This is a genomic window from Shewanella putrefaciens (assembly GCF_016406305.1).
Classification (GTDB): domain Bacteria; phylum Pseudomonadota; class Gammaproteobacteria; order Enterobacterales; family Shewanellaceae; genus Shewanella; species Shewanella putrefaciens_C.
In genome coordinates, this window is the sequence record NZ_CP066369.1 from 3186934 (window position 1) to 3205795 (window position 18862).

The 18862-nt window shown below is 46.9% G+C and carries 14 protein-coding genes; 7 read left to right on the forward strand and 7 right to left on the reverse strand.

Annotated elements, in window-relative coordinates; all coding sequences use genetic code 11:
• Positions 1-2: 2 nt before the first annotated feature.
• Both JFT56_RS13915 and JFT56_RS13920 read left to right on the forward strand, forming a co-directional pair.
• Complete coding sequence (locus tag JFT56_RS13915; RefSeq protein WP_198780652.1) at positions 3-2663, forward strand: sensor histidine kinase; 2661 nt, start codon at positions 3-5, stop codon at positions 2661-2663.
• A gap of 49 nt (positions 2664-2712) precedes the next feature.
• Positions 2713-3396 (forward strand): response regulator, encoded by a 684-nt coding sequence (locus tag JFT56_RS13920; protein ID WP_198780653.1) that lies wholly within the window; start codon positions 2713-2715, stop codon positions 3394-3396.
• 162 nt (positions 3397-3558) lie between these two features.
• Here the strand turns inward: JFT56_RS13920 and JFT56_RS13925 are convergent, their stop codons facing one another.
• The gene (locus JFT56_RS13925; protein ID WP_198780654.1) at positions 3559-4788 is read right to left on the reverse strand and encodes a DEAD/DEAH box helicase; all 1230 of its coding nucleotides are present in this window, start codon (positions 4786-4788) and stop codon (positions 3559-3561) included.
• Positions 4789-4876: 88 nt separating this feature from the next.
• On the reverse strand, positions 4877-7519 hold the full coding sequence (locus JFT56_RS13930) for a bifunctional diguanylate cyclase/phosphodiesterase (protein WP_198780655.1): 2643 nt from the start codon (positions 7517-7519) through the stop codon (positions 4877-4879).
• A 344-nt stretch (positions 7520-7863) separates the two neighbouring features.
• Here JFT56_RS13930 and JFT56_RS13935 point away from each other — a divergent pair, with 344 nt between their 5' ends.
• Complete coding sequence (locus JFT56_RS13935) at positions 7864-10299, forward strand: Lon protease family protein (protein WP_198780656.1); 2436 nt, start codon at positions 7864-7866, stop codon at positions 10297-10299.
• A gap of 53 nt (positions 10300-10352) precedes the next feature.
• Here JFT56_RS13935 and JFT56_RS13940 read toward each other — a convergent pair whose 3' ends face one another.
• Complete coding sequence (locus tag JFT56_RS13940) at positions 10353-11408, reverse strand: alkene reductase (RefSeq protein ID WP_198780657.1); 1056 nt, start codon at positions 11406-11408, stop codon at positions 10353-10355.
• Positions 11409-11539: 131 nt separating this feature from the next.
• On the opposite strand from JFT56_RS13940, the gene JFT56_RS13945 reads away from it, so the two are divergent.
• Positions 11540-12121, forward strand: coding sequence for a TetR/AcrR family transcriptional regulator (locus tag JFT56_RS13945; RefSeq protein WP_198780658.1), 582 nt, complete (start codon positions 11540-11542; stop codon positions 12119-12121).
• A gap of 192 nt (positions 12122-12313) precedes the next feature.
• On the opposite strand, the gene JFT56_RS13950 is transcribed toward JFT56_RS13945, so the two are convergent.
• Complete coding sequence (locus tag JFT56_RS13950; protein WP_198780659.1) at positions 12314-12538, reverse strand: TIGR02922 family protein; 225 nt, start codon at positions 12536-12538, stop codon at positions 12314-12316.
• A 670-nt stretch (positions 12539-13208) separates the two neighbouring features.
• Here JFT56_RS13950 and JFT56_RS13955 point away from each other — a divergent pair.
• On the forward strand, positions 13209-13931 hold the full coding sequence (locus JFT56_RS13955; RefSeq protein ID WP_198780660.1) for a YebC/PmpR family DNA-binding transcriptional regulator: 723 nt from the start codon (positions 13209-13211) through the stop codon (positions 13929-13931).
• 64 nt (positions 13932-13995) lie between these two features.
• Here JFT56_RS13955 and JFT56_RS13960 read toward each other — a convergent pair whose 3' ends face one another.
• Together JFT56_RS13960 and JFT56_RS13965 are read right to left on the reverse strand one after the other, a co-directional pair.
• Positions 13996-15645 carry a carotenoid oxygenase family protein gene (locus JFT56_RS13960; protein ID WP_198780661.1) on the reverse strand — a complete coding sequence of 550 codons (1650 nt, stop codon included), beginning with the start codon at positions 15643-15645 and terminating at the stop codon, positions 13996-13998.
• A gap of 14 nt (positions 15646-15659) precedes the next feature.
• The gene (locus JFT56_RS13965; protein ID WP_233095522.1) at positions 15660-16034 is read right to left on the reverse strand and encodes a DUF2141 domain-containing protein; all 375 of its coding nucleotides are present in this window, start codon (positions 16032-16034) and stop codon (positions 15660-15662) included.
• Between the two features lie 302 nt (positions 16035-16336).
• On the opposite strand from JFT56_RS13965, the gene JFT56_RS13970 reads away from it, so the two are divergent.
• Positions 16337-17560, forward strand: a complete 1224-nt coding sequence (locus JFT56_RS13970) for a sensor histidine kinase (protein ID WP_198780663.1) — start codon at positions 16337-16339, stop codon at positions 17558-17560.
• Positions 17561-17589: 29 nt separating this feature from the next.
• Positions 17590-18240: a response regulator transcription factor gene (locus JFT56_RS13975; RefSeq protein ID WP_198780664.1), complete on the forward strand. Its 651-nt coding sequence runs from the start codon at positions 17590-17592 to the stop codon at positions 18238-18240.
• Between the two features lie 78 nt (positions 18241-18318).
• Here JFT56_RS13975 and hpf read toward each other — a convergent pair whose 3' ends face one another.
• Positions 18319-18675: a ribosome hibernation-promoting factor, HPF/YfiA family gene (gene hpf, locus JFT56_RS13980; RefSeq protein ID WP_198780665.1), complete on the reverse strand. Its 357-nt coding sequence runs from the start codon at positions 18673-18675 to the stop codon at positions 18319-18321.
• Positions 18676-18862 lie beyond the last annotated feature (187 nt).

Consider the following 18862-nt stretch of genomic DNA (forward strand, 5'->3'; position numbering starts at 1 on the left):
TCGTGGTACCAATCAGTCAAACACAGCAAGCCAATGCGCTCTTAAGTCAGATACAGCAAAATGATAAAGGTAAACTGACGGTTTTTCTTGGGGCGGCACCAGGCGTGGGCAAAACCTATGCCATGCTCAGTGCGGCAAGGGAAATAGCCCAGCAAGGCGTAGATTTGCTGGTTGGACTGGTTGAAACCCATGGGCGTGCCGATACCGAAGCCATGTTAGCGGGTTTCGAGGTATTGGCGCGTAAATCCATTGACTATCATCATAATCAGTTAATGGAATTCGATTTGGATGCGGCGCTGCTTCGTAAACCTAAGCTTATCTTAGTCGATGAGTTGGCCCACACGAATGTCCCCGGTAGCCGCCATAAACGGCGCTATCAAGATATCGCTGAATTACTGTCTGCGGGTATCGATGTCTATACCACAGTCAATATTCAACATTTGGTCAGTTTGAATGACCTAGTGTTACAAATCACTCAAGTGCGAGTCAGAGAAACCGTCCCCGACCATTTTCTCGATGAAGCCCATGAAATTATATTTGTCGATTTACCGCCTTCAACACTCATAGAACGCTTACAACAAGGCAAAGTCTACCTACCCGAGTATGCTCGCTCAGCTTTAGATGCCTTTTTTTCGGTATCGAATTTAACAGCGCTGCGCGAATTGGCAATGAAAAAAGTCATAGAGCGAGTCGATGCAAAACTACTCTGTGAGCTCGATGCCAAGGCTCAGGGGACGGAGTTTGTGCTCAAAGATAGATTGTTAGTCCTAGTCAGTAATAACAGTGATCATCAATATTTGATCCGCATCGGGCGACAGATCGCCGAGCGACGGCAAATTCCTTGGTTAGTACTCTGGGTCGATACAGGAAAAGCCCTAGGTCTTTACCAACGGAAAAGGCTAAATGAAGCCTTTGCCTTAGCCAAAGAACTGGGTGCGCAGACCGAGGTATTACGCGGCACCAGCAGCTATCAGGCGGTTTTACCCTACATAGCGCTACACCGAATTAACACTATATTGGTGGGCGCAGGCGTCAGACGCACCTTTCCTTGGTGGCGTAAACGGCTCTACCAACGTTTGGTTGAATCTGGTTTACCCGTTGAAGTCAGTGTATATCATGCTCCCGACAGCCAAGTCCAAGTACGAGATCCCATCAAGCCTAAGGCCAGTTTTGGGGATCTTCGTGGTCATCTTTTCGGGCTGATTGGCGTGGTTGCTATTTTTCCTGTCGTTGCACTGTTAAGTACTTGGCTCAGCAATGGCAATCTCGTGCTCTTGTATGTTTTCTTGATTGTCGGTATTGGCTTAACCTATGGCGCTCGGCCTGCCATGGCAACTGCGGTATGGTCTTTTTTTAGTTTTAATTTCTTTCTCACCGCCCCTATATTTACGTTAAATGTGAACAGTAAAGATGATATTGCTACCTTAATTTTTTTGGTTTGTATTGGACTCATCAGTGGTCCGGCCGCATCTCGGATCAGAAATCAGTTTATTTTACTACGTGAATCAAACCGTTATTCGGAGACCTTAAAGGATGTGGCCCAAGAGCTTTCAGTCGCCGATGATGAAAAAGCCCTTTGGCAGACAATTGGGCATAAAATTGCCAGTTCAGTGAATGCAGATTGTTATATTGTCCTGCAACATAAAGATGGCCAACGCACCTATTTACCCGCGCTTAATACGCCATTCAATGATCTCGACTTAGCCGCTATTGATTGGACCCTGCGCCATGGGCAAACGGCTGGCCGTTTGAGTGACACCTTAAGTGCATCGGGTGTGAGTGTATTCCCCATTGAACTAGAAGGTACGACGATTGGTGCGGCAATTTTAGATTGGCAACCCACAGTCAATGAACTGAGCCCCTTTGATAGAGAACTTATTCTGGCCATGTTACAGCAAGGCGCTAATACCTGGCGGCGTATTCAGTTAGTATCAGATCTGGAATCGGCACGGGTGAAAACAGAGATAGAGCAATTACGCTCTGCATTATTATCGTCAGTGTCCCACGATCTAAAATCACCACTCTCGGCTATGATGGGGGCGGCGGAGAGCTTAAAGTTATTGAATAAACAACTATTAGAGGCTGATCGCAACGAGCTGCTCGACACTATCTTGCAGGAAAGCCGCCGCTTGGACAGCTATATCCAAAATCTACTCGATATGACTCGCCTGGGCCATGGCACTTTGAGCATAGAGCGTGATTGGGTTTCGGCAGATGACATTATTGGCAGCGTACTCAGTCGACTCAAACGCTATTTTCCTCACGCCATATTTGAATACCACAGGGAAAAAGAGCCCCCACTCCTATTTGTACATGCGGCGCTGATTGAACAGGGCTTATTTAACATCCTCGAAAATGCCGTTCGTTTTTCACCGCCAGAAGAATCGATTAGCATTGAATTAACGGTTTCAAATCATCGCTGCTGTATTGCCATTGAAGATAAAGGGCCGGGGATACCCGAAAGTCATAGGGATCAAATTTTCGATATGTTTTACGTGGTTGCCGATGGCGATCAGAAAAAGCAGAACACGGGTATGGGGCTGGCTATTTGTAAAGGCATGATAGCTGCACACGGGGGCAGTGTACGGGTCACAGATTGTTTGCACGGGCAAGGGACTCGTTTTGAAGTTGAATTACCGTTAGACTACCCGGTTCCTGGCTAATCATTTTTAGTCAAAATATCCTTAATAAACCACACAATGGATTAGATACGTGGCAATAAAAATAGTGGTTATCGATGATGAGAACCAAATACGCCGTATGCTGCGAATAGCCCTCACCAGTGAAGGTTATGACGTTACCGAAGCAGAAAATGGTCAGCAAGGACTCGCGGCTGTCGCACGCCAGCAACCTGAATTAGTGATTTTGGATTTAGGCTTGCCAGATATGGAAGGCCATCAAGTGCTACAGGAGTTACGGGGATGGTCCGATGTTGCAGTGATTGTGTTGTCGGTTCGCAATCAAGATAAGGAAAAAGTCGCAGCGCTGGATGCAGGTGCGCAGGATTATGTGACAAAGCCCTTTAGCGTGGAAGAGTTACTGGCAAGGGTGCGGGCGATTTTAAGGGATCATATCAAATCTGAAAAATTACCCATTTTGGATGACGGTAAGCTGCAGATTGATTTAAGTCGCAGGCTGGTAAAAGTTGACAACCAAGTTGTCGAACTTACCCCCAAGGAATACGCGGTATTGTCTAAATTAGCGTCGTCACCTAACTGTGTTGTCACTCAGACTCAGTTACTGAAGGAAATTTGGGGCCCGGCTCATACAGAAGACACACATTATCTGAGAATTGTCGTCAGTCACTTAAGACAAAAACTAGGTGACTCCCCCAGCGAGCCCCAATATGTGCGGACTGAACCTGGAGTTGGCTATCGTTTATATCTCGAGCTATAAAAAGCCATGAATACTAACCCCAATGGACTTATAATTATATTTCCTATAAATACATTAACTTAAGCAATCTATACTGCCCGTTTATTATAGATTTTTTAATACACTTCCGCCCAAAGCACGCCAACTTAAGGACCTGCACTCTTTCCTTTAATTGACCTATGCTTAACGCTTTTTACCGCCGAGGGCGCGTTTTTTGGCGCGCTGTTTTTGGGCGGCTTTACTGTTGCGTCTCGGCTCGGGGGCCATTTTATTAAAATCGGGCTCAAAGCCTGGATACCATTGCTGGGGCAGGCGCTTATCAAGCACCGCCTCGACTTCTTCAAGCAACAAGGCATCTTCTTGACTAAATAGGGTAATGGCCAGACCTGCATTACCCGCTCGACCTGTGCGACCGATACGATGAATATAATCTTCGGCAATAAAAGGCAGTTCAAAGTTGATGACATATTGTAATTCAACAATATCCAGCCCCCTTGCCGCCACGTCGGTCGCCACTAGCACTTGGATTTTGCCCTGTTTAAAATCCTGTAGTACTTTTTCCCGCGCCCCCTGAGACAAATCGCCGTGGAATGCTTGGGTGGCAATATCAAGTTTATTGAGTTGCAAGGCGAGTTTATCAACACCCTGTTTAGTGCGGCTAAAAATAAGCACTTGATGCCAATTTTGACTGCGAATTAAATGACTTACGAATTCAGTTTTACGGTCGCTATCTATAGCATAAACCCGCTGTTCCACCTGCGCGGCCGTGGTATTGCGTTTCGCCACTTCAATCCATTTAGGCTCACGCAGCAAATTTTTACTCAAAGAGAAAATGGCATCGTCTAAGGTGGCTGAAAATAATAGGGTTTGTCGCTCCGCTGGCACTTGTTTGAGTACCGCCTTAATTTCATCCATAAAGCCCATATCGAGCATGCGGTCGGCTTCATCAAACACCAACACATTCAATTGGTTAAGATTGAGTGCGCCTTGACGTAGATGGTCGAGCAAACGCCCTGGAGTCGCAATCAGCACATCGATTCCCGCCTTAAACACCTCGACCTGAGCATCAATACTCACGCCACCATAGGCGATCCCAATACGGATATCGGTACCTTTCGCATATTTAACAAAGCTTTGCTGAACTTGAACCGCAAGCTCCCGCGTAGGAACCAACACTAAGGCACGTATATACCTTGGAGCGTCCTTCGCTAAAGGGGCCGCCATCAGTCCATGCAAAATCGGTAAGGCAAAAGCGGCCGTCTTTCCCGTCCCCGTTTGTGCACCCGCCATCAGATCTTGTTTTGCCAAAATCACAGGAATAGCCTCAACTTGGATAGGTGTCGGTTGCTGATAGCCGAGTTCGGCTAAGGTGTTCACTAATTGGGAATGCAAAGAAAGGGAGCTGAAAGACATTGGAAATCACCACAAATCATAATGGGCCAATGTTAACAGACTGGCCAAGGTGCGACTAGCCGCAAGGTCGAGCCGCATAGCATAGCAATCACTCAGGACTGGCGATAAATGCCTCTAGTGCACTCGGTAACTGGGGCCGACTAAAGAGATAGCCCTGGGCTTGATCGCACAGATTTTGTCTTAGAAAATCCGCCTGCTCTTCGGTTTCAACCCCTTCGGCAATAATCTCTAATTTTAGGGCGTGGCCAAGGGCAATCACGGCCTTAGCAATGGCAGTATTATTGGTATCGAAGGGAAGATCACGCACAAAGGATTGATCGATTTTAAGCTTATGGATCGGTAACTTATTCAGATAATTCAGTGATGAATAGCCTGTACCAAAATCATCCACTGACAATTCAATGCCCAGCTCCCCAAGCCGTTTTAAATCTCGGATAGCCAGATCAGGATTTTGCATCATCACGCTTTCAGTGACTTCTAATTCTAAGTGTTTAGCAGGCAAGCCTGTTTTCTCTAATACCCGTTTTACATCTTCAACAAAAGTGCTGCGTTGTAATTGCTGGCCCGCGACGTTCACGGCGATGCGCCCAAAATGCCGGCCTTCGGCCAGCCAAGTAACACCTTGGCGGCAGGCCGTTTCGAGCACCCACAGGCCGATATCGTGAATAAGGCCAACCTTTTCGGCTACGGGAATAAACACCGCCGGTGATATTTGCCCTAATTGCGGATCATTCCAGCGCAGCAGCGCCTCAAACCCCACGGTTTTACGGGTTGATAAATCCAGTTTTGGCTGGTACATCAAATACAAAGCGTCCTGGGCAATGGCACCATAGAGGGCGTTCTGTAGCTTTAAATGCTCGAGGGATTGTTTAGTCAAAGATTCAGTGTAGAAGGCAAAATCATTGCGACCCTCATTCTTTGCCCGATACATGGCCGCATCCGCATTGCGCAATAGAGTGTCCGCATCGGTTCCATCATTCGGGTAGAGTGAAACGCCCATACTCGCGGTCAACCTTAAGTGATCACCTGTGCTCACCACAAAAGGTTGCTCAAAAACCTGGCGCAATTGATTGATGGCATGGGTGGCATCCTCATCATTTTGAATGCCAGAGATCAATGCGACAAACTCATCACCGCCAATACGCGATAGCACATCCTGATCACGCACTTTGCTACGCAGTCGCTTCGCTAACTCCACCAGCATCTCGTCACCTATGCTATGGCCAAAACTGTCGTTAATGTGCTTAAACAAGTCGACATCAATAATCACAGTCGCAAGTTGTGCATTCAGGCGCTTAGCGTGCCTCACCTCTTGTTTTAACTGCATCATTAACTTCATTCGATTCGGCAAATGCGTCAAGGGATCGAAATAGGCTAAATGGGCAAGCTGGGCTTCACTCTGCTTTTGTGCAGAAATATCTGAAAACACCGCCACAAAATAACGAATATCACCCACATCGTCGTAGATAGTGCTGATAGTGATATTTTGCGGGAAGATAGTGCCATTCTTACGGCGATTCCAGATCTCGCCGCTCCACTTACCAGTCTCTAACAGGGCATTCCACATGGCATCGAAAAACGCTTTATCATGGCGATCAGAATTGAACAGCCGTGGGTTTTGCCCAAGCAATTCCTCACGGGAGTAACCCGTTATTTCGTAAAAGGCACCATTCACATCGGTGATATTGCCGTGTCTATCGGTCACAACGACACCTTCTACCGAGTTTTTAAACACATTCGTTGCGAGTGTAAGTTGCTCTTCTACTTCCTTATGTTTAGAGATATTGCGCGTCATGCCAATCACGCCCGCTAACTGACCCTCTGCGGTGAAGGCGGGCATTTTTAGGGTTTCTAACCAGAGGTGTTTTGCCTGCTCACCACCATCTAAACATTCGGCAACGATAATAGGTGTGCCAGTTTCAATGGCCAGCCTGTCACCATCGAGGAAAATATCGGCAATATCTTTACCGAATAATTCAACATCTGTTTTGCCCACAATGTCACTGCGCGGCATTTCCCAGGCTTTTTCCACACTCAGATTACAGATAGTGTAAACCCCATCAATATTCTTGACCCAAATATGCTCCTCAAAGCTATCGATAAAGGTTTGTAAATCGAGCACTTGTAACTTGCTTTGCTCGCCGCGGGCCAATGCTTCATCGGCCCTATGTTGACGTAGGATTTCCGTTAAACTGAGCTGAATACTGTTGACGTTAAGCTGGGCAAGTTGCAGTGACTTATCCGTTAAATGATGGGGTGCACTATGGTACAAACACAGGGCGCCAAAACTGGCCCCCGATGGCCATAGGATCGGCAAGCAAATCAGGCTACCTAAACGGCAATAGGGTTGCCAAAACGGATCCAATGAAGTGTCTGTCACTAAGGGCCTAGCCACTAACTGCGGCGAGAGCTGGGTTTTGGCATTGGAGACCATAACTTGATGACTATGGAAAACACTCGGTTGATCGACAGGCTGAGTGTGGGAGATATCCGTGGCTTTACTATGTGGGGTGGCGGTTTGTTGGAGCTTAAAACCATGGTGGGCATTAAGTTGAGCGAGTATCGATGCAATATCCTCATCCGCGGCGGCTATCGATTGTAACAATAGGCTCAATTGACCCGAGTCATTACGGGCGAAGATAAGCCCATGGCATGCAGACATCTCTGCGACTAAGTTTAAGTCACCTAACCAACTGTCTTGCTGTGGTTGTGGAATAATCACATCAATCATATAGTTGCCAATCAACGCCTTGTTACTGCTTAATGTTGACTTACTCTGAACTCTCAAAGCGCCCTTATACACAGACACAGAAAATGAATACCAGTCACCAGATCTTAGGTTCTTGTCAGTGCACACCCTTTGCTAAAAATACCAAGCGTGGCACTGCATCATATCAGCAATTATCAGTATAGAGGCCAAACCATCGTTATTTCCTAATACATAAATAATTTATAAAACAAAAACACAGCGATACGCCACCATAAGATTAGGGGAAATAACCTACTTTTAATTGACAACGATGTTATCTTATTGTCTACAATGGAAATATTAAGGCTGAAATTTCAAGGATATTTATGCCCACTGACCACTCTTCTCATACTAAGCCGAATCAAGCCATTCAATTAACCAGCCAGCAACTGTATCGCAAATGTGAGCTACAAGAATTAGATCCCCACTGCCAATCGACCGCCGAACTGACCCCACTCGATGATATCGTCGGCCAAGAACGCGCCCAGCAGGCGGTAGAATTTGCCATGGGTATAAAAGAAAAAGGTTATAACATTTACGCCATAGGCCAGAATGGATTAGGAAAACGCACTATGATGCTGCGCTATCTTAATCGTCACGAGCCGAGCGAGCACAATCTGCATGATTGGTGCTATGTGGTCAACTTCGACGATACCCGCAGCCCTAAGGTCCTTAAACTGACGGCGGGAACTGGGCTCGAATTTAAAAAAGCCATCGAAAAGCTCATGCTCAAGTTAGTCAAAGCACTCCCCTTAGCCTTTGATAATGAAATGTATTATGCGCGAGCCGAAAAACTTAAAAGCCAACTTGCCCAAAAGCAAGAAACCGCACTGACCGAATTAAGCGAGGAAGCCAAGCAAAAAGGGATCAGCCTTAGCTTAACCCTGCAGGGCGATTATCAAATGATCGCACTTAAGGGCGAAGACGAGCCCCACGATGAAGCCTCCTTCAATGCCCTGAGTGAGGCCGAACGTAGTCAATTTGAGAGCAATATCAACGGACTTGAAGTCAAACTGCGTGGCATTATCCGCCAAAATACCGAATGGGAAGAAGAGTTTAGCGACACTCAGCAGGAGCACGATGAGCAAGTCGCTAAGGATGTACTTATCCACTTTTTCAAGCCATTGAAGGACAAATACAAACATCAGCCCGAAGTGAGAGCCTTTTTAAATGGTATGCAGGCGGATATTTTAAGCAATTTAGATATCTTTTTAGAGGAGAGTGAAGAACAACTCGCCCTCGCCTACGCCTCCCTCGAAAAGAAAATGCCCCGCCGTTACCAAGTGAATGTGTTGGTTTGCCAAGGCTCACAACAATTCCCCATCGTCGTTGAAGAAAGCCCGAGCTACCACAGTCTGTTCGGTTATGTGGAAAACGCGACCTTTAGGGGCACAGTGTTCACCGACTTCTCGCTGATCCGCTCCGGTAGTCTACATAAAGCGAATGGCGGCGTCTTATTGATGGATGCGGTGAAAGTGCTTGAACGCCCCTATGTTTGGGATGGGTTAAAACGAGCCCTACGTTCCCGCAAATTAGATTTAAGCTCACTCGAGCGTGAGGTCTCACTCTCGGGTACGATTTCCCTCGCGCCAGAGCCCATCCCCTTAGACGTTAAAATCATCCTGTTTGGCGATTACGAAACCTATCAACTATTGCAGCATTATGATCCTGATTTTAGTGAACTGTTCCGTGTCACCGCCGACTTTGAGGATGTGATGGACAGAACCCATGCCTCTGAAGCCCACTATGCGCGTTTTATATCCAGCATAGTGCACGACAACAATATGCTGCACTGCGAGCGTAGCGCCATTGCGAGGATCATCGAATACAGTTCCCGCGAGGCGCAGGATCAGCAAAAACTCTCACTGCACTCCGCTAATATTGCGAATTTACTGCGCGAATCGAACTACTGCGCCAAGTCCGCTGGCAGCGATCACATTCTGCTGCCCCATGTAGAGCAAGCGCTTCGCAATCAAGAAAAAAGGGTCTCCCGCCTGCACGACAGCATAATGGAGAGCTTTATTAACGGCACGACCTTGATCAACACCCATGATAAAGTCGTTGGCCAAATCAATGCCTTATCCGTTATTTCAACCTCTGACCATCAATTTGGTATGCCTAATCGCATCACAGCGACCACCGCCTTGGGTAAAGGGGAAGTGCTAGATATTGAACATAGAGTCAAACTGGGCGGGCGGATCCATTCTAAGGGAGTGCTGATCTTAACCGCTTATTTAGCTTCGGTTTTAGGCAAAACGGCACAAATTCCCTTAACCACTTATCTCACCTTCGAGCAATCCTATAGCGGAGTTGATGGCGACAGCGCCTCTATGGCCGAATGCTGCGCCATTATCTCAGCCATCAGCGAGCAACCTATTAGGCAAGATATTGCGATCACAGGCTCGATGAATCAGTTCGGAGAGGCGCAGCCCATTGGCGGCGTCAATGAGAAAATTGAGGGCTTTTTCGACGTCTGTAAAATAAAGGGCCGCTCATCGAGCCAAGGCGTGATCATCCCCGCCTCAAATGTTGCCAACCTTATGTTACGTAAAGATATTGTCGAAGCGGTTGAACAAGGAGAGTTCCATATTTGGGCCATCACCCATGTCACCCAAGCCATGGAGCTATTACTTGGCAAGGCCGCTGATACGCGGATTGAGACAGAGGCTAAAAGCCAAGGGCAATATGCATCCGAGAGTATTTTCGGGATTGCCCAACAACAACTCAACGCCCTCAGAGCCCTCGCTAAAACCGATAAATAAGGCTGAAAAAAAGGGTTAGCACTTAGCTAACCCTTTGTTTTTAATTTTGATAATTAAACTAATGTTGCCAGCATTTCATCGCTGTAGGGCACCAGTTCCTCACTCGCACGCACCCGAGCGACATAGTCTGGATTGGCAATAAAGGGGCGACCGATAGCAATCAAATCAAACTTATCTGCGGCTATCGCTTCACTCGCGCTCTGGGCACTATAACTGCCCACACCCACTAAGGTTTTGCCATAGTGTGCTCGCACATAACTGGAAGCGCGACCACCTAAATAATCAAACTCCATACTGTCATCAAAAATACCAATATGCACAAAGGCGATATCGCGTTTTTCCAGTTCAGGTAATAGATAGTCAAACACAGCACGGTCGCGGCTATCGGTGGCCATATTAAAATAAGCGCCGGGAGACAGACGTAAACCGGTTCTATCTTTACCAATTTGAGCGATAACAGCATCAACGACTTCGAGGGCAAAGCGCGCCATATTAGCTGGCGTACCGCCGTATTCATCGGTGCGACGGTTACTGTCGTGATGTAGGAAAGCGTCGATCAAATAGCCGTTTGCGCCATGGATTTCAACCCCATCGAAGCCCGCTTCCATCGCATTTTCAGCCGCCTTGGCATAATCGCGCACCAGCCCCTGAATATCCTCCAGGGTTGCTGGTTTTGGTGTGACATAGGTCAGTTCACGCATTCTGGGGACTGATCCTTCAATCTTCTGCGCCGATGGGGCGAGCACATCGCCACCACCAAAAAAGTGTGGATGCGCTACGCGCCCCGTATGCCATAACTGCACAAAAATTTTTCCACCTTTGGCATGCACCGCATCGGTTACCTTACGCCAGCCAGCAATTTGGGCCTGAGTAAAAATACCTGGAGTATTAGGGTAACCTTGGCCATCGGGGCGAATAATCGTCGCCTCTGTAATGATCAACCCCGCCTCGGCACGGCGCGCATAATAGGCAACCATATCTTCGGTCGGCACCAGTTCGGCATCCGCCATACAACGGGTTAAGGGCGCCATCAAAATACGGTTATTTAAGGTAATAGCATCATTAAGTTTATAGCTTTCAAATAGATTTGATGTGGCGTGCGTGGTCATAATATCGGTCCCAATCTTGAATGTGCGTTCAAGATAATATTATTTGAATGAACATTCAAGTTCATTTTGAATGTATGTTCAAAATTAGGTAGAATGAGGTTAAATTTTTCTAGACGAGTCAAATACAGTCGATGCGCAATGCAGAGTTCAACCGAGAACAAGTTCTTCGCGGTGCTATGACCGCCTTCATGCACAAGGGTTACACTAAAACCAGCATGCAAGATCTCACCCAAGCCACGGGATTACACCCCGGCTCGATCTACTGCGCCTTCACCAATAAACGCGGGCTATTAATTGCAGCAATCGAACAATACCAACTCGATAGAAACACGCAGTTCAGCCTCCTCTTTACTGATAGTGCAAATGTCCTCGCAAACCTAAAGCGCTACTTAGATAATCTGGTCGTCGAATGCTTAAGTTGCGACAGCGCACAAGCTTGCTTGCTCACTAAAGCATTGAACGAAATTGCAGAGCAAGATGATGAAATACAAAAAATTATCAATAATAATTTACAGATATGGCAGGATGCACTGACGCAACAATTTGACTTGGCCGCCACCCAGGGGTTACTCGAAGGGGAACGCAATAGTACCCAAAGGGCTCAATACTTAATGATGGGAATATACGGCCTGAGAACCTTCGCCCATACCCATCCACAGGCGCAAATTTTACAGCAATTAGCGGATAAGCTCTTTATCGAAGTCTGTCGATAACACCTGCGAATAATAACAAGTGCGAAGCTAAGCTGCAGTGCAATAGATTTAACAGGTGAACGGCTTTAGTTTGGGAAGAGAGCGGCGCTTTAGACACCATATGCACCACTGACACTAAAGTTAAAGGGACGGTAAATCATCTTTACCGTCCCCCAATATCTGTACAGTTTCCGCCCCGACCGCTAAGTGCTCTTAACCTATATTCGCCTGGGCAAAGACTCGTTCTCCTAAGGAGTTCAAAATCTTACACTCACCTTCTAGGACAGCTATGATGGATTTTCCCTTACGGAAACTGGCTGGGATCATCACACGGCCAGAGTCGCTAACAGACAAACCATCTAGCACAGCATTGTGCATAATTAGCCCTACTGGTGCATCATAATACAAAACGGTTACAATCGCTTGTTGTGCTTGCATAGCTTTAAACTCACATTAAGCAGCGCCTGCTGCTATCGACCTAGATGACAAGAGTCTCCCTTATTCTCTTAGACAGTAAAACTTAGAAAAAATTTTACTATTTAAAATCAATTCGCTAAAAACAAACCGGCTCAGCAGCTTCATCTAAATAGGTCGGCATATCTTAGCACCATCAATATTTTATTATTTAAGCACTTCGGCAAATAGATGCCAATCAATTTCTATTTTGTTAATCAATTTCGCGCAATCGATCACAAGTGTAACATTTGTTGGTCTAAGATTTTATGCATTATATCGGCTTAGACTTTTCCCGTCAGGGCTTGGCTATAGCCATACATTGCCACGCTAATAACTAGCAGCGAAACCGATAGAACAGAGGAGCTTAAGGCAAATACGACTAGCCTATCCCTCTGACTCGAAAAACAATTCACACTTTGACGAAAAATAAGACCAATGGCCTATCATCGACAGTCTATCGACCTTATGGCATTAGAGATTATTTTGAAAAGTCATGTCCCCTGATGTAACTGAGGTTAAAAGCGTATTTCCCCCAGCACTCAGAAATGCGGTCTGTATCTTCTTCTTGGCAATTATTCCCGCCCAGACGACTGCACTTCTACCAAGAAAACTGCTAATATCGGCGCAATTTTTTTGAGCTAACGAGATCAAGATGGGCAGAGCATATCAAAATCGTAAAGAATCCATGGCGAAAACTGCAGGCCAGAAAACCCGCCTTTACTCGCGCTACGGTAAAGAAATTTACGTTGTCGCTAAGCAAGGTGGCGTAGAGCCTGATGGTAACTTATCACTACGTCGTTTAATTGAGCGCGCAAAGAAGGACCAAGTTCCAGCGCATGTGATTGAACGCGCTATTGAAAAAGCCAAGGGCGGCGGTGGTGAAGATTACGATACAGCCCGTTATGAAGGTTTTGGTCCAGGCAACTGCATGGTGATCGTCGACTGCTTAACCGATAACGTAAAACGTACCTTCACCGAAGTGCGTCAAGCCTTCGTGAAGAACGATGCCAAACTCGGTGGCCCAGGCACTGTTGGCCATATGTTTGATCATTCTGCCGTTTTTGTTTTCCCTGGCGATGATGAAGATGCCATTTTAGAAATCCTAATGATGGCCGATGTGGATGTGAGCGATGTCGAAGTTGAAGATGGCATGATCAGCGTCTTTGCCCCACACACTGAATTTTTCAAGGTCAAAACGGCACTGACCGATGCGATGCCAGAGATTAACTTTGAAATCGAAAACATCACCTTCGTCCCGCAAACTATGACTAAAGTGACCGGCGAAGATGTGGCCGTATTCGATAAGTTTATCGCCGCATTAGAAGATTGTGACGATGTGCAAAACGTCTACCACAATGCGGAAATTGAAGAGTAATCCCCCTTTCGCCTGAAATCAAAACGCAGCCATTGGCTGCGTTTTTCGTTTATAGATCAAGATATTAAGCGCTAATAAAACAACCGTGAAACCCTAATGGCAATACCCTATTCATCTGCGCCGAGGCGATAGGGCCAGCGCTGATATCACTGGCACGGAACAAAGATAAACCGGACTGTGCATTGTGGTAATCGAGCCAAGTCATCAATATATAGGCTTCATGCTGCTCAGTGGCGGCAATAAAAAGCGGCTCTTCGGCAATCTTGCCGTTCCCCAGATAATACGCACTATAGCTATCAGCACTAAGTCCCCCGTTGCCAAGCGTATCAGCAGCGAGCTTGCTGCTGTCCTTTGTATTATGAATACAATACAGAGTGTTACTCATCCCTGAATCAGACGCTAATTCAGACTCTAGTTCAGCATCTAATTCAGTCTGTGATTTAGAGTGAGGGCCAAGTTCTGAGCGTGCTCCGATGCCAAATAGCGGAACAAACACTGTTTTACTCATAGTTTGCTGTGCAAACTCTTCATGACTAATAGTTTGCTTCGCAAATTCTTTATTGATCACAAACTGAGGAAACTCCATCATCACGCCGCTGCGGTTAATGCGTGCAGGGGAAGACAGCGTCTCAGTCAACGGAACTGTGATAGTCACCAACTCGGCATGGGGGGTCTTAGTTTTGCGAGTGCCCGTCAGTAGCCCTTTCATCCCTTGGGTTAAAATTGCCGAATTGGGATAGAGGCAAAGCTGCACCGAAAGTTCATCATTATTCTCAATGGCTTGACCAAAGTGAAACACAAATCCTGCGGGCAACGGGTGTAACTGGCGCGTTTTAAAGTCAGCTTTGTCGATAACCAGTAATTGCGATGGCAATTCTGGACGCCATTTAAAGGCATCGATATAGGTTTCGCCCTCTTCATACACGCAGGATGAAATATAAAACACTAGCTTATTTTCACTTTGGGCGAAGGCATGTATGTAACTCGCCTGTGGTAATTCAATCACTTCCATTCTGGCAATGCTGTCATCGGCGGCCACTTGATACACAAGTAATTGTTTCTCGCCGCCAACATACCAGACGCCAAAATTCCACAGTCCACCTTGTCCGTCATCGAGCGGGTGAGCTGAAAAGGGCAAGCCCTTAAACTTGTCGCCAAAGCTTTTCACGCCGAGCGTGGTTAAGGTCTTGGCATCGAGCCGATAGGGTGAACCCGCCTCCCATAGGGCGAGCAACTCGCCACGGCGCGGCAATAAACTGGTGTTAGCGACATTCAAATCATCATTATTGCGAATGGGTAAAGCATCGGGGATCACAGTACCAGCGGTAGAATACTTAAATCCGCCAGCGGCCTCCTCCACTTTAAACTTCTTTGTTTGGATAAACTTAGCCTGATGCTGAATTTGCCCATCGGCCAGACTAAACTGCTGCACCATGCCATCACCATCAAACCAATGCTGGTATGCCTTACCCGCCCGAGACATTTTCGCCGGCCCATTACGATATAGATTGCCGCTCAATTGCGCTGGCCACTCACCCGAAACCTGCATAGTGAGCGGTGGATAGTCGCCTTCAGCCCCATTAAAACCAATCGCCCATGGCTCACGATTGATGGCTTGTGCGCTATCCAGTGCCAGTAATTTATCCACCGCACTTGCCCAAACTGCGGTCGTCATTAGGGCGGCTGAGCCGGCTAAAAATTGACGTCTATCCATGATGCAGCCCTCCCTTAGCGAATGTGTATCGTGATTTGCGTATCGCCCTGCAGACTAAAACTGGCGTCTTTAAAGCTTGCAGGCCCAAAACTGCCGGCGTTATTGCTAAAACCATAGCCTTCACTCGGCACACCTAAGATATTGGTATCTAAGCTATGGTTACTATTTTCATCGTGAAAGACCTTGAGCGCATATTGGCCATCGGCGAGATCGCTAAATACCAGCCTGTGCTCTGTTTTAGTCACTGGCTTTATCATGGAAGCGCTGGGATTTTTGCCTGATGTGTAATCCTCGGCATTAGCGTAAAGCTGTACCATCAAGGCGCCCGTTTGCACTTGAATATTATCTATATCTACGGTCAAGGTATGTGCCTGAATGCCTGCGGACATGCTTCCTGTTGACAAGAGTAGGCAAGCTAAGCCTGCGACCCAAACTGCTGATAACGTCCTTTTTGTGCTATGGGTTTGGAAACATGGGGTTGTTGCCATAGTTGAGTTCATGTGTTTCATGCCTTACTCCTGCTACTTACGGTGATAGTGATTGCGATGGAGTTAGCTTAAAAAATCACAGGATGAAAAACAGGTGCCAAAAGTCATAAAACAAAATGTTAACAACATGACTTTTGGCATAGTGACATCGGGCGGTGATACCTTAGAATGGTCGGCAGAATTGGATTAAGGAATCGTCATTCGTGCTAGAAAATCGATTAACGAAAGAAGAGAGCCTGTTAATTGCCGCCGGGCTGCTCACATGGGGGCTCATCACTTGGGTCGGGATAACCCAAGCCCCATGGTATACATGGCAAGGCGTGGTCAATATCGCACTCTATGGATTGTTTTTAGTGCAATTTATACTGATAGCAACGGACATAGTGCCCCATAGGGATATTCGACTCCGTCGCCTTGCTACTCTCACTATGCCTTTGATTGTATTTGGCTTAATGCTCACTGCCAACAATGCCTTACTGCCGATCTTCTTGGTTATTTGGGCATCACTTTTGCCTGAGTTTTTTAATCGCCGCCAAGCGATTGCACAACTGCTGTTAGCCAACCTTATTTATTATGTGCTGCTGCATTGGCAACTCCATCATCAAAGTCATGTGTTCACTATAGTGATTTATCTTGGGTTTCAGTTGTTTGCCTATAGCAGTAGCCAGGCAAGGCTTTCTGAGCGCAAATCTCGCTTGGTACAAGAACAGCTAAACCAGCAGCTTATTGCCACCCGCGCCCTCCTTAGTCAAGCCAGCGAACAGCAGGAAAGACTGCGGATCTCCCGGGATTTACACGATATTCTCGGCCACCAGCTCACGGCGCTCTCCCTGCAATTAGAAGTACTGAGCCATCAAGCACCCGAAGAGCTAAAGCCTCAAGTTAACCAAAGTAAAACCCTAGCCAAAGAGCTGCTTGAAAGTATTCGCGCCGTCGTTAGGGCCCAAAGAGTCCAAGTGGGATTGGATTTAATCCCCCCTCTAGAGGCGCTGATAAGCCGCTTACCCAGCGTCACACTCACCAGCAAAGGGATGAAGCCACTGCAATCAGCCGAACTGACTCAAGCCCTGCTGTTAGTGCTGCAGGAAGGCATCAGCAACGCAGTGCGCCACGGCAAGGCGAATCAACTGCAACTGAGCATGGAAGACGCCCATGGCGCACTGATATTACAACTGAGCGACAACGGCGTGGGACTCACCCGGGGAGCGACACGCAACATATCGGCTAAACACGACACTGGGCTAAGTGGTACAGAGCTTAGTGACTCTGAGCTAAACGGCACTGGGCTTAGTGGTACTGGGCTAAACGGCACTGGAATTAGCAGCATGCAGGAAAGGCTTAAGCCTTTTAATGGCACCTTACAGTTAAGGGCGAATGCTTCTGCGCCGGGCTGCACCCTTACCCTCACACTCCCTGCGCTCACTTAACCATCAATAAAATACTCTTTGGAATTGCTATGGACATGCAAAACAACATCATCAGTGTCGGCTTAGTGGAGGATCAACAATTGGTTCGCCAAGGGATCGCTAGCCTGCTCGCCATTTCCGACCACATTCGCGTGTTGTGGCAGGCCGAAGACGGCCAAGATGCACTCATAAAGCTTGCCAGCAATCCTGTCGATGTGCTGCTCAGTGATATCCGCATGCCAAACCTTGACGGTATCGAAATGCTTAAACAGATACGCCAGAGTGCCAATCGCTTACCCGTCATCATGTTGACTACCTTCGATGACAGTGAGTTATTCCTCAATAGTTTACAGGCGGGGGCCAATGGCTTTTTACTCAAGGATGTGTCACTCGACAAGTTACTGCACGCCATAGAAACCGTCGCTAACGGCGGCTACTTAATTGAGCCTTCGGTGCTCAAACAGATGAGTGACCCCAAACCAGTCCTTAGTGTTGGGGTGAGTAGAAATGAATTGTTGTCGGAGCGGGAACGGGAAATTCTCAGTTTTATGGCGGGCGGCTTCTCCAATAAGGAAATCGCCAATGCGGTATTTTTAGCCGAGGGCACAGTGAAAAATCATGTCTCTAATATACTCACTAAACTCGATTGTCGGGATCGCACCCAAGCCGTGCTCAAAGGGCTGCAACTGGCGTTGATTTAACCATTCGCCTTGCTCAAGACAGCAAAAAGGGCCTTTAATGGCCCTTTTCTATTCCCTTAACGCGGGGAATTAATGCTCTTAACGTAAATCCATCTCTTGGATAATTTCGTGGGCAATCGCTGGCGTAGTGCAGCTTGGAGTTTCATGTAAATCGGCTTTTAGCTGGCCTTTACGGTGCTTAAGTGCGGCATCTAATTTTTTCGATGCGGCCTTAATAGCTGGGTACATGATTTCATCCGTCCCCGATGCAGAAATGCGACTGCCTTCATAATTTGTTCGAATTTCAACCTGAAACTCGCCATGCTCCTTCGCAATAATGATATCGAGCGCGATCAAAGTAGGGAAATGGGTGGCGATTTTTGAAAACTTTTCGTTGACATGTTCTTTAACAGAATCAGTAACATCGACATGGTGACCAGAAAGATTTATTTTCATAGGTTGTCCCTTTTAGTGTCATTACTTTTATTTTCGTTTCACTATTAGAGCTTGGGGCATGCAGAATAAAACACAAGCCCTAAAGATAAATATTTCGGGTAAAGCGGGTATTAGCAGTGTCTAAATGTGAGGCGCATCAAGAAATGCGCCATCTAATAGATGAGTAAGTGGTTGATTTTAAAAAGTC